Genomic DNA, 12,202 nt, shown 5'->3' with positions numbered 1-12,202 from the left:
GATGTAGACGTGCGCCTGATCCTGATCCTGGCATTGAGTGTGCTGACGGCCTGTCAGAGCGTTGCGCCGCCTCCGTTGGCCGGACGAATTCGTGGCATGCACAGTGGCCAGGCGATGACGCCCCAGGCGTTGGTCGAGCGCTTGGCGAAGGCGCCTCGGACCGTGATAGGCGAGCAACACGACAATCCGGATCATCATGTGCTGCAGGCCTGGTTGCTGCGAGCGCTCGCCGGGCAGCGGCCCCAGGGTAGCTTGCTGCTGGAAATGCTGACGCCCTCCCAACAGGCCCGGGTCGACGCGGTCCGCCGGTCCCCTGTGCTGCCGGACGACCTGGCCGGTGCCCTGGGCTGGTCGCCGGGCTGGGACTGGCGCTTGTATGGACCTGTCGTCAAGTTTGCCTTGGCCCAAGGCTACCCGGTGCTGGCCGCCAATCTGGACGTTGCCGAGATCCAGCGTTTCTATCGGCAACCGCCGACCCTGACGGGTAGCCACTCCACTGCAGCCAACATGCAGGAGCTGCTGTTGGGGCAGATCCGTGAGTCCCACTGCGGTCTGTTACCCGAATCCCAGATGCCAGCGATGCTGGCCGTGCAGCAACAGCGGGATCGGCGCATGGCCGAGCGTCTATTGCAGGCGCCAACGCCTGCGTTGTTGTTGGTCGGCGCCTGGCATGGCCGCAAGGATGTCGGTGTGCCGCTGCATATATCGGATCTGGCAGCCGACGAAGTGCCGATGGTCCTGTTGCTGGCCGAAGAGGGCAGCGAGGTGACCTCGGCGATGGCGGATTACGTCTGGTACACGCCAGCCAGGCCGCCGCAGGATTATTGCGCGCAAATGCGTGAACAGACCGGGACATGATTTACAGCAAGCAAAAAAAGACCCGGCAAGAGCCGGGTCAAATAACCGTGATTAGCCTGATGAGGAGATATCTGAGAGTCCGAACCAAGGGCTGTTCAAATATCGACCAGTCTCGCGACCGGATGTGTTAATCATAGCGATTCTCATTACCATGTCAAACATTGTTTTTGCGATGAGTCGAATATTTCGCGGCGGCGCTGGGCGTCGTGCAGGAAATGCCCTCAGGCCTTGTGACGCGCCGAAATAGCGTCCAGCTGTTGGTTCAGGGCTTCTTTGCGTTCGGGGGGAATATCGTTCCAGTGCACGTCCATCAACGCGCCTTCAATCGCGTACAGCAATACCTTGGAGGCCCGGAAGCCGCGAGTACGCACGGCGCGATAGGCGTCCACCGCGCCAAGCCGGCGCAAGTCCGAGGCGCTGTGGATGCCCACGGCATGCAACCATTGGGCTGAGGTCTTGCCCAGGTTTTTCAGGTGTTGCAGTTCATCATTCATCGAGCCTCCTTGCGACGGCCGACTGGTGCAGTGGGCAAGCTTCTGAGCAGTGTAGCGTTCAGTAGGAAAAGCGTGATTGTTTGGCGGGATTCGGCGCAAAAGCTTCTAAGGCATTACGCACGATGAGGCGAAGATAGTCGGCAAGGTCCATCATCCAGCGCGGGCGGGGGCGCTGGAGATCTGTTCGGGCGCGGCCAGCAGGTCGTTGCCTGCGCGGCGAGTGTCAGCGGGTGCGGTAGCGCAGTCGCGTGCCGAAGTTCATCGACATGAGGATTTCGTCGGCGGACAGCTCGGCAGGAAAGTAGGCGCCGGAGATCTGCGCATGGGCCAGGCTCGCGCCTTCCAATGAGGACTTGCGAAAATCGATGCCGCGCAGATCGGCGGAGCGGAAGTAGGCGTCACTGAAATCGACGTCGTCGGCGTTCAGCTCGCGCAGGTCAAGGCCACGGAAATCGCCGCCGCGCATGTCGATCGGGCCTTGAAGGCGTTCCTTGTTGAAGCCGGCGATATCGTCTTTGCGCAGCAAGGCATAAAGCGGGGTGTTGAGAAGCTTGGGAAGGCTCATTTCATATCACCTGTTGGTTTTATGGCGCCAGTATAGTGCCACTACCTGGCGGCCGTGAAGCCGGTGCATCGCTCCACGGCCTAAATAGTTATCTACAGGCCTGGCAGCCGTTGGCGAATTTGCGCGACCACGATATCGAGCGTGCCGCTCTCATTGGTTTGGACCCTTTTGCTGCACAGGATTTCCGTCGGCGTAAGGGTTTCGCGGCTGGCCTGCTGCGCTGCGATGATGGCCAAGTTGGCATCGGACGGATCGTTCCGGTCCGCTTGGCGCTGGGCCAGCCAGGTCTCGATCACGGCTTGGGGCGCGTTGCAATCGAGGATCAGGAACGGAGCGCCCGTGGCTTCGGCGATCTTCGCCGCTGCGTCGCGTTGGTCGCGCTTGAGGTACGTGGCATCGATCACGACCGGGAACCCCGCGCGCAGGATCACGTCGGCAATTTCGTGCAGGCGGGCATAGGTGGTGTTGCTGGCGTCGCTGCTATAAATGCCGGCTTGTGGATCGTTAGGCACCTGTTGCTCACCGAACAGGCGCTTGCGCTCGACGTCCGACCGCAGGCGAATCGCGCCCAACGCTTCTACCAGGCGCATCGCGACGTGGCTTTTCCCTACGGCCGAAACACCATGGGTGATGGCCAGGAATCGCGACGGTATGGTGCTGTAGCTTTCGGCCAGGTTGGCGTAGTTGCGGTATTGGCGCAGGGTCGTGGCGCGCTGCACCGGATCGGCTTCGGCCGGCATGCTGAACAGCGCGACCTTGGCCCGGACGAGCGCACGGTAGGCTTTGTAGAAATTCAGCAATTGCAGGCCCTGATAGTCACCGGTCAGCTCCAGGTATTGGCTGACAAAACGTCGGGCCAGCGACTTGAGGCCACGGTCCTCGAGGTCCATCGCCAGGAATGCAGTGTCGGCGTAGACGTCGGTGAAGCGGAACGGTTCGTTGAACTCGATGCAGTCGAAAATCACCACCTTGCCGTCGATCACGGTGGCGTTGCCCAGGTGGATGTCGCCGTGGCATTCGCGGATGAAGCCTTCGGCCTTGCGTTGAGCGAACAGTGGCTGGAGGCGTTCGAAGCTGCTTTCGGCCCAGGCTTGCAGCGCTTCGAGTTGCAACAGGTCAGCCTTGTCGCTGAGGAACGGGCGGATCTGTTCGAAGTTCTGCAGCACCGGCGCCATTACGCTGGTCGGAGTGCCTGCGTCATTTTCGGCGGGTACTTTTGGCGTGGAAAGATGGAACTGGGCGATCTGCGCGGCCATCTCGTCGACGTGTGCGGTGGTCAGCTCACCGTTGGCCTGCAGGGTGCTGAGCAGTTGGCTCTGCGGGAATTGGCGCATCTTGAGGGCGTATTCGATGGCCGGGCCGTCGCCACCCAGCAGGGGCGCTTCGGCGCTGCCGGTGATCGGCAGCACTTCCAGGTACAGATCCTGGGTCAGGCGCTGGTTCAGGCGCAACTCTTCGCCACAAAAGTGCTCGCGTGCCTGGAGGGTGGTGAAGTCGAGGAAGCCGAAATTCATCGGTTTTTTCAATTTGTAGGCGTAGGGCCCGGTGAGCAATACCCAGGAAATGTGCGTTTCGATGACCTGGAACCCTTCGACGGGATGTGGGTAAAGGGCCGGGTTTTGCAGGGCGGCGATCAGGGACTGGCTCACGGGCGATCCTTCAGAGTCTGGGAAATTCGAGGCCGTCATTATGGCGGCAAGCCGCGCTAACGCAAACCGGATGGCCCGTGTAGCAGGGCTCATGTTGAACCGCAGCAAAGTGCGTATAATCCGCCGCCATGACTCGTACCCGATCCCCCCGTACCCCCAAGAAACCACCCGCCAGCCGCCTCCGGCCCTGGCTGGGCTGGGCCCTTAAACTCAGCCTGGTTGGCCTTGTCGTGCTCGCCGGTTTTGCGGTCTATCTCGATGCCGTGGTCCAGGAAAAGTTCTCCGGCAAGCGCTGGACCATTCCGGCCAAGGTCTATGCTCGGCCGTTGGAGCTGTTCGTCGGACAAAAGCTGAGCCGGGACGACTTCCTGACTGAACTCGATGCCTTGGGCTATCGCCGCGAAAGCGTGGCCAACGGCCCGGGTGCGGCCTCGGTCAACGGCAATACCGTTGACCTCAATACCCGTGGCTTCCAGTTTTATGAAGGCATGGAGCAGGCGCAGGCCGTGCGGGTGCGTTTTTCCGGCGACTACGTGGCGGCATTGACCGGCGCCAACAACGCGAGCCTGTCGGTGGTGCGCCTCGAGCCGCTGTTGATCGGTGGCCTGTACCCCAAGAACCTCGAAGACCGGATCCTGATCAAGATCGACCAGGTTCCGCCGTACCTGCTCGATACCCTGATCGCCGTCGAAGACCGCGACTTCTACCATCACTTCGGCGTCTCGCCCAAGTCGATTGCCCGGGCGGTCTGGGTCAACACCTCCTCGGGCCATATGCGCCAGGGCGGTAGTACCCTGACGCAACAACTGGTCAAGAACTTCTACCTGACCAACGAGCGCAGTCTTACGCGCAAGCTCACCGAAGCCATGATGGCGCTGTTGCTGGAGCTGCACTACGACAAGCGGGAAATCCTCGAGGCGTACCTCAACGAGGTCTTCATTGGCCAGGACGGTCAGCGGGCGGTGCACGGTTTCGGCCTGGCCAGCCAGTTCTTCTTCAGCCAACCGTTGTCCGAGCTCAAGCTGCACCAAGTGGCCTTGCTGGTGGGCATGGTCAAGGGACCGTCTTCTTATAACCCGCGTCGCAATCCAGAGCGCGCCCTCGAACGGCGCAACTTGGTACTGGACCTGCTTCAACAACAAGGGGTCGCGACGGCCGAGCAAGTCGAGGCGGCGAAAAAGATGCCGCTGGGCGTGACCAAGCGCGGCAGCCTGGCGGACAGCTCTTTCCCTGGCTTCATGGACCTGGTCAAGCGTCAGTTGCGAGAAGACTATCGCGACGAAGACTTGACCGAAGAAGGCTTGCGCATCTTCACCAGTTTCGACCCGATCCTGCAGATGAAGGCCGAAGCCTCGGTCGAAGATACCTTCAAGCGGCTGGGCGGGCGCAAAGGCGCCGAGGACGTCGAAGCCGCCATGGTGGTGACCAATCCGGAAACCGGTGAAGTCCAGGCCATGATCGGCAGTCGCCAGGCCAGCTTTGCCGGTTTCAACCGGGCCCTGGATGCGGTACGCCCGATCGGCTCGCTGATCAAGCCGGCGGTGTACCTCACCGCCCTGGAAAAACCGAGCCAGTACACCCTTACAAGCTGGCTGTCGGACGAGACGTTCTCGGTCAAGGGCGCGGATGGCCAGGTCTGGAAACCGCAAAACTATGACCGCCGTTCCCACGGTACGGTATTCCTTTATCAGGGGCTGGCGCATTCCTACAACCTGTCGACCGCTCGCCTCGGACTGGAAGTCGGGGTGCCAAACGTACTCAAGACGGTGGCGCGCCTGGGTGTCAGCCGCGAGTTGCCGGCGTTCCCGTCGATGCTGCTCGGTGCCGGTGGCCTTACGCCAATCGAAGTCGCGGCGATGTACCAGACGCTGGCCAACGGCGGTTTCAATACGCCGATGCGCGGGATCCGTAGTGTGCTGACCGCCGATGGCGAGCCGCTCAAGCGTTACCCGTTCCAGATCCAGCAGCGTTTCGATCCGGCTTCCATTTATCTGATCCAGAACGCCATGCAGCGAGTCATGCGTGAAGGCACCGGCAGCTCGGTCTATAACGTGCTGCCGCGGACCCTGACCCTGGCCGGCAAGACCGGTACCAGCAACGATTCGCGTGACAGTTGGTTCGCCGGTTTCAGCCAGGATCTGCTGGCGGTGGTCTGGCTTGGCCGTGACGACAACGGCAAGACTCCATTCACCGGTGCGACTGGCGCGTTGCAGGTCTGGACCAGTTTCATGCGCAAGGCCGATCCGTTGCCGCTGGACATGCCGCAACCGGACAACATCGTCCAGGCCTGGGTCGATTCGCGTACTGGACAGGGCTCCGATGCCAATTGCCCGGGGGCGGTGCAGATGCCGTATATTCGCGGCAGCGAGCCACCGCCCGGCGCAGGCTGCGGTACTCAGAATCCCGCCGAATCGGTGATGGATTGGGTCAAGGACTGGATGAATTAAGCAAAGAGGGTTTCAAGTGAACAAGTGGTTGATTCCAGCGGTAACGGCCGTAGCTTTGCTCAGTGGTTGCTCTACCGTACAGCGCGGTTCGATTCCGGTCGTTGACTCCGGCACCGCTGTTTCCAACAGCGAGCGGATCTCGGCCAATGGCGGTTTCCGCCAGACGACGGTGAAGCGCCCGGCACAAGGCCAGACCCAGGCAATCCCGCAGGGCGACTCCGGTGTCGTCGTGATGGTGCCCGGCGGTGGTGCAGCGACTTCGGCACCGATCAGCAGCACGCCGATCACGCCCGGTCCCATCACGCCGGGGCCGATCGAAACTTCGCCAATCGACCAGGGCAGCTACAGCATGCCTTCGACATCCGGCAGCATCCCGTCGGCCGGTTCGGGCGGCTTGTCCGCCGATGAGCAACTGGACGGCCCGGTACTCGCCCTGCTGACCACTGCGCAGCAGCAGCAAGCCGGTGGTGACCTCAACGGAGCGTCTTCGAGCCTGGAGCGGGCCCAGCGCGTCGCTCCTCGCGAACCCCAGGTGCTTTACCGCCTGGCGCAGGTGCGCATGGCCCAGGGCGATGCCCCGCAAGCCGAACAGCTTGCCCGGCGTGGCCTGACCTTCACCAGCGGTCGTCCGGCACTCCAGGCCAGCCTGTGGGAGTTGATTGCCCAGGCCCGTGAGAAACAAGGTGATTCCGCCGGCGCGGCACTGGCGCGCCAGAAAGCCAAGGTCTCGCTCTGATGGATACGCGTTTTCCGCGCATCGCCGACCAATTGCTGCTTATTGAGCGGGAATTGCGGGTGCAGGGTTGGTGGAGCGATGTTTCGCCGTCACCCGAAGCGCTGGCCAGTGTCGAACCGTTCGCGGTCGACACCCTGGACTTCGAACAGTGGTTGCAGTGGATTTTTCTGCCACGGATGAAAGCCATCCTCGAGCAGGATCTACCCTTGCCGAACGCGTCCGGGATTCAGGAAATGGCCGAAATGGTCTTTGCTGCCCGCGATGTGCAGGGCAGGGATCGGCAATTGCAGGTTCTGCTCAAAGAGTTTGACCTGCTGATCACCGCCTCCCGCTGAACTGCCACTGCCAGTGTTCTACTGGCAGTTCTCGGCAATCTGTCTCTGTGACTCGGTGATGCGGTCCTTGCGCTGTTCTTCGGTCAAGCGCCGCATTTCGCCGTCCACGTCCTCGCGTACCCTCGGGTTGTTTTGCAGTTGTGCCAGGTTGGTCCTGGCCTGCTCGCAGAACACCTTGAGCTGGGCTTGCTGTTCGGCAACCTGTTTCCTGACTTGTCGATCGATGGCTTTCTGATCGCCAATGACGCCACCGGACGGGGGCGCTGGCGGCTTGGCGGCTGACGGGGCGGACTTGATCACCGTCGTGGCCTCTGCGTCCTGAGGCGGCTGGGCCCCGAAATGGGTCACGCCTTGGGCATCCACCCATTTATAGACCTGACCGGCCATGCACATTGGGCTCAGGCCAACCAGCAGGCTGGCCGTCAAGAAGAACATTCGCATGCTGTTTCCTTGTCGTGGGTTGCGCAATTGAAGCTAACACAGTTGCCGTTTAAAGGTTTTTTCTTGCGTTCTCATGCGCTTACTTCGAATAAAGCACATAGACGACTTGACTTGAAGGAAGCGAAACAGAAGAATCCAAAGTCCGCTGTAGAGGGACTGCCAGAAGCAGACCCACTCGGCAGATCATGAGGCGCACATCCGCGCCGACCTGTTACACCCGCAACGCGTTACCTCGCGCTGGGTGGGAAAGGCCCGCAACACTTGGGACGATCCCAATACTTGCTCAGTCAGTGCTGACGTAGTCGGCGACCACCGTCGCTCATGCTCTGCCGAGAAGTAAACCTATTAAGACCCGTCCCCTTGTGTGGGTCGGTATTCTGGCGTTTTAGAGGTGAACAACGTGGAGCTTTTATCTGGCGGTGAGATGCTCGTCCGCTTTTTGCGTGACGAAGGCGTCAAATATATCTACGGGTACCCCGGTGGTGCTCTTCTTCATGTCTATGATGCCCTGTTCAAAGAACCGGAAGTGACCCACATCCTGGTTCGTCACGAGCAGGCGGCGACCCACATGGCCGACGGCTATGCCCGCGCCACCGGTAAGGCCGGCGTGGTATTGGTGACTTCCGGGCCTGGCGCCACGAACGCCATCACCGGTATCGCCACCGCGTACATGGACTCCATCCCGATGGTGATCATTTCCGGCCAGGTGCCCAGCACCATGGTCGGCACCGATGCGTTCCAGGAAACCGACATGATCGGTATCTCCCGGCCGATCGTGAAGCACAGCTTCATGATCAAGCACGCGTCGGAAATCCCGGAAGTCATGAAGAAGGCTTTCTACCTGGCTGAGTCCGGTCGTCCGGGCCCGGTCGTGGTCGATGTCCCGAAAGACATGACCAACCCGGCCGAGAAGTTCGAATATGTCTTCCCGAAAAAAGCCAAGCTGCGTTCCTACAGCCCGGCCGTACGCGGTCACTCCGGGCAAATCCGCAAGGCAGCTGAAATGCTGTTGGCGGCCAAGCGTCCGGTGTTGTACTCGGGGGGCGGCGTGATCCTGGGCAATGGCTCCGCGCCGTTGACCGAACTGGCGAAAATGCTCAACTTGCCGGTCACCAATACCCTGATGGGCCTGGGCGCCTACCCGGGCTCCGACCGTCAGTTCATCGGCATGCTCGGCATGCACGGCAGCTACACCGCCAACCTGGCGATGCACCACGCCGATGTGATCCTGGCCGTCGGCGCGCGCTTCGACGACCGTGTCATCAACGGTGCGGCAAAGTTCTGCCCGAATGCCAAGATCATCCACATCGACATCGACCCCGCGTCCATCTCCAAGACCATCAAGGCAGACGTGCCAATTGTCGGTCCTGTAGAGAGCGTGCTGACCGAAATGGTCGCCATCCTCAAGGAAATCGGCGAGACCCCTAATAAGGAGTCCGTGGCCAGTTGGTGGAAGCAAGTCGATGAATGGCGCGGCGATCGCGGCCTGTTTCCTTATGACAAGGGCGACGGCAGCGTGATCAAACCGCAGACGGTGATCGAGACCCTGTGCGAAGTGACCAAGGGCGATGCCTTTGTGACTTCCGATGTGGGTCAGCACCAGATGTTTGCTGCGCAATACTACAAGTTCGACAAGCCCAACCGCTGGATCAACTCCGGTGGCCTGGGCACCATGGGCTTCGGTTTTCCGGCGGCCATGGGCATCAAGTTGAGCTTCCCGGAAGCTGACGTTGCCTGCGTCACGGGCGAGGGCAGCATCCAGATGAACATCCAGGAGCTGTCCACCTGCCTGCAGTACGGCCTGCCGGTGAAGATCGTGATCCTGAACAACGGTGTGCTGGGCATGGTTCGCCAGTGGCAGGACATGAGCTATGGTAGCCGTCACTCGCATTCCTACATGGAATCGCTGCCTGATTTCGTCAAGCTGGCGGAGGCTTATGGTCACGTCGGCGTGCGCATCACCGAATCGAAGGATTTGAAGTCGAAGATGGAGGAAGCGTTCGCCATGAAGGATCGCCTGGTGGTGATCGATATTGCGGTCGACACCAGCGAGCACGTCTATCCGATGCAGATCAAAGACGGCTCCATGCGCGATATGTGGCTGAGCAAGACGGAGCGTACCTAATCATGCGACACATTATTTCCTTGCTTCTGGAAAACGAACCGGGTGCCCTGTCTCGCGTAGTGGGCCTGTTCTCGCAGCGCAACTACAACATCGAAAGCCTGACCGTGGCGCCAACCGAAGATCCGACGTTGTCGCGTCTGACGCTGACCACCGTGGGCCATGATGAAGTCATCGAGCAGATCACCAAAAACCTGAACAAGCTGATCGAGGTGGTCAAGCTGGTGGATCTGTCGGAAAGCGCTCACATCGAGCGCGAGCTGATGCTGGTCAAGGTCAAGGCCACCGGCGCCCAGCGCGCCGAGATCAAACGCACTACCGATATTTATCGTGGGCAGATCGTCGATGTCAGCGCCAGCGTCTATACCGTTCAGTTGACCGGTACCAGCGACAAGCTCGACAGCTTCATTCAATCGATCGGCACTGCCTCGATTCTGGAAACCGTACGCAGTGGCGTCACCGGGATTGCCCGTGGCGACAAAGTACTGAGCATCTAAACCAAATTAGCGAATGGCCTGAATGGCCGGATAGAGAGGAAATTCATGAAAGTTTTCTACGATAAAGATTGCGACCTGTCGATCATCCAAGGCAAGAAAGTCGCCATCATCGGTTACGGCTCCCAGGGTCACGCCCAGGCCTGCAACCTGAAAGACTCCGGCGTTGACGTGACCGTCGGCCTGCGTAAAGGCTCGGCCACCGTTGCCAAGGCCGAGGCCCACGGCCTGAAAGTTACCGACGTGGCTTCCGCTGTTGCCGCAGCCGACCTGGTCATGATCCTGACCCCGGACGAGTTCCAGTCTGCGCTGTACAAGAACGAAATCGAGCCGAACATCAAGAAAGGCGCCACCCTGGCCTTCTCCCACGGCTTCGCGATTCACTACAACCAGGTTGTACCGCGTGCCGACCTCGACGTGATCATGATCGCGCCGAAAGCCCCGGGCCACACCGTGCGTTCCGAGTTCGTGAAAGGCGGCGGTATCCCTGACCTGATCGCGATCTACCAGGATGCGTCCGGCAATGCCAAGAACGTTGCCCTGTCCTACGCTGCTGGTGTTGGCGGCGGTCGTACCGGCATCATCGAAACCACCTTCAAGGACGAGACCGAAACCGACCTGTTCGGCGAGCAAGCCGTTCTGTGCGGCGGTACCGTCGAGCTGGTGAAAGCCGGTTTCGAAACCCTGGTTGAAGCCGGCTACGCGCCAGAAATGGCTTACTTCGAATGCCTGCACGAACTGAAGCTGATCGTTGACCTCATGTACGAAGGCGGTATCGCCAACATGAACTACTCGATCTCCAACAACGCCGAATACGGCGAGTACGTGACCGGCCCGGAAGTCATCAACGCCGAGTCCCGCCAGGCCATGCGCAACGCCCTGAAACGTATTCAGGACGGTGAATACGCCAAGATGTTCATCAGCGAAGGTGCTACCGGCTATCCTTCGATGACCGCCAAGCGTCGCAACAACGCCGCTCACGGTATCGAAATCATCGGCGAGCAACTGCGCTCGATGATGCCGTGGATCGGTGCCAACAAGATCGTCGACAAAGCCAAGAACTAAGTCGCGAGCTTGATCGAAAAACGCGGCCCTGGCCGCGTTTTTTCGTTTGGGCGATGGCTTCTGGTATAAAGCTGCATCGTTTGCGGCCGAACCGTCGTCCCAGACACCTGTCGAATTTTTTCACACCGTTGCAAGGTACTGTCCATGAGCGAACGTCCCGACGAGCCAAACCAGGCTCCTGACGCCGAAAGCCTGCTGCCCATCGATGAACACGTCGAAGAAGGCCATGACGCTGAAGGCCGTAAGGTCCGGCATCGTGGCATCTATCTGCTGCCGAACCTGTTCACCACCGCGAACCTGTTCGCCGGTTTCTATTCCATCATCAACTCCATGAGTGCCCAGGCCGCGTTGAGCGCCGGTGATAGCGCGGGGGCGAGTCGCTATTTTGCCTTCGCTGCCATTGCGATCTTTGTCGCCATGGTGCTCGACGGTCTGGACGGGCGTGTGGCCCGCATGACCAATACCCAAAGTGCGTTCGGCGCTGAATATGATTCGCTGTCCGACATGGTCGCCTTCGGTGTGGCCCCTGCCTTGCTGGCGTTCGGCTGGGCACTGGGAGACATGGGCAAGGTCGGCTGGATGGTTGCCTTCATTTATGTGGCGGGTGCTGCGTTGCGCCTGGCGCGTTTCAACACGCAAGTAGGCAAGGCTGACAAGCGCTACTTCATCGGCCTGGCCAGTCCGGCGGCGGCGGGTGTTGTGGCGGGTGTCGTCTGGGCATTCAGCGACTACGGCATCCAGGGTTCGAAGATGTCGTTCCTGGTGGCATTGCTGGTCGCAGCCGCGGGGATGCTGATGGTCAGCAACATCAAGTACAACAGCTTCAAAGAGCTGGACCTGAAGGGGCGCGTCCCGTTCGTTGCGATTCTGGCGGTGGTGCTGGTGTTCGCGGTGGTCTTCAGTGATCCGCCGCGTATCCTGCTGCTGGTGTTCCTTGCTTATGCCGCTTCCGGGCCGGTGCAATATTTACTGCGTCTTCGCCGACACTAAACGTTG

12 protein-coding genes are annotated in these 12,202 nt (G+C 60.4%); 8 read left to right on the top strand and 4 right to left on the bottom strand.

Going from position 1 to position 12,202, the window contains the following annotated elements:
- The first annotated feature begins 9 nt into the window (after positions 1-9).
- Positions 10-858, top strand: coding sequence for a ChaN family lipoprotein (locus tag PFLQ2_RS05005; protein ID WP_003185479.1), 849 nt, complete (start codon positions 10-12; stop codon positions 856-858).
- Between the two features lie 221 nt (positions 859-1,079).
- On the opposite strand, the gene PFLQ2_RS05010 is transcribed toward PFLQ2_RS05005, so the two are convergent.
- The 3 genes from PFLQ2_RS05010 to PFLQ2_RS05020 all read right to left on the bottom strand — a co-directional run bounded on the left by PFLQ2_RS05010 (position 1,080) and on the right by PFLQ2_RS05020 (position 3,566).
- Entirely contained in the window at positions 1,080-1,352 is a 273-nt protein-coding gene (locus PFLQ2_RS05010; protein ID WP_003185477.1) for a TfoX/Sxy family protein, read from the bottom strand.
- A 223-nt stretch (positions 1,353-1,575) separates the two neighbouring features.
- Positions 1,576-1,917 (bottom strand): pentapeptide repeat-containing protein, encoded by a 342-nt coding sequence (locus PFLQ2_RS05015; RefSeq protein WP_003185475.1) that lies wholly within the window; start codon positions 1,915-1,917, stop codon positions 1,576-1,578.
- Between the two features lie 92 nt (positions 1,918-2,009).
- Positions 2,010-3,566, bottom strand: coding sequence for an AAA family ATPase (locus PFLQ2_RS05020; protein ID WP_003185473.1), 1,557 nt, complete (start codon positions 3,564-3,566; stop codon positions 2,010-2,012).
- Positions 3,567-3,694: 128 nt separating this feature from the next.
- On the opposite strand from PFLQ2_RS05020, the gene mrcB reads away from it, so the two are divergent.
- From mrcB to PFLQ2_RS05035, 3 genes are read left to right on the top strand one after another with little or no spacing between them, the layout of a single operon-like run.
- The gene (mrcB, locus tag PFLQ2_RS05025; protein ID WP_003185471.1) at positions 3,695-6,013 is read left to right on the top strand and encodes a penicillin-binding protein 1B; all 2,319 of its coding nucleotides are present in this window, start codon (positions 3,695-3,697) and stop codon (positions 6,011-6,013) included.
- A gap of 16 nt (positions 6,014-6,029) precedes the next feature.
- On the top strand, positions 6,030-6,749 hold the full coding sequence (locus tag PFLQ2_RS05030; protein WP_003185469.1) for a hypothetical protein: 720 nt from the start codon (positions 6,030-6,032) through the stop codon (positions 6,747-6,749).
- Positions 6,749-7,084, top strand: a complete 336-nt coding sequence (locus PFLQ2_RS05035) for a YqcC family protein (protein WP_003185467.1) — start codon at positions 6,749-6,751, stop codon at positions 7,082-7,084. Before PFLQ2_RS05030 ends, PFLQ2_RS05035 begins: the two co-directional genes overlap by 1 nt.
- Before the next feature lie 18 nt (positions 7,085-7,102).
- Here PFLQ2_RS05035 and PFLQ2_RS05040 read toward each other — a convergent pair whose 3' ends face one another.
- The gene (locus PFLQ2_RS05040; RefSeq protein WP_033046289.1) at positions 7,103-7,525 is read right to left on the bottom strand and encodes a DUF4124 domain-containing protein; all 423 of its coding nucleotides are present in this window, start codon (positions 7,523-7,525) and stop codon (positions 7,103-7,105) included.
- Positions 7,526-7,925: 400 nt separating this feature from the next.
- Here PFLQ2_RS05040 and PFLQ2_RS05045 point away from each other — a divergent pair, with 400 nt between their 5' ends.
- From PFLQ2_RS05045 to pssA, 4 genes are all read left to right on the top strand, one after another.
- The gene (locus PFLQ2_RS05045) at positions 7,926-9,650 is read left to right on the top strand and encodes an acetolactate synthase 3 large subunit (protein WP_003185461.1); all 1,725 of its coding nucleotides are present in this window, start codon (positions 7,926-7,928) and stop codon (positions 9,648-9,650) included.
- A gap of 2 nt (positions 9,651-9,652) precedes the next feature.
- Complete coding sequence (ilvN, locus tag PFLQ2_RS05050) at positions 9,653-10,144, top strand: acetolactate synthase small subunit (RefSeq protein ID WP_003176102.1); 492 nt, start codon at positions 9,653-9,655, stop codon at positions 10,142-10,144.
- Positions 10,145-10,189: 45 nt separating this feature from the next.
- Positions 10,190-11,206, top strand: a complete 1,017-nt coding sequence (ilvC, locus tag PFLQ2_RS05055) for a ketol-acid reductoisomerase (protein WP_003185459.1) — start codon at positions 10,190-10,192, stop codon at positions 11,204-11,206.
- 144 nt (positions 11,207-11,350) lie between these two features.
- The gene (gene pssA / locus PFLQ2_RS05060) at positions 11,351-12,196 is read left to right on the top strand and encodes a CDP-diacylglycerol--serine O-phosphatidyltransferase (protein ID WP_003185457.1); all 846 of its coding nucleotides are present in this window, start codon (positions 11,351-11,353) and stop codon (positions 12,194-12,196) included.
- Positions 12,197-12,202 lie beyond the last annotated feature (6 nt).

The sequence above is a fragment of the Pseudomonas fluorescens Q2-87 genome, from assembly GCF_000281895.1.
GTDB classification, from domain to species: domain Bacteria; phylum Pseudomonadota; class Gammaproteobacteria; order Pseudomonadales; family Pseudomonadaceae; genus Aquipseudomonas; species Aquipseudomonas fluorescens_S.
Note: the sequence above shows the minus strand (reverse complement) of the source record. Positions and strands in the feature narration are given on the sequence as shown.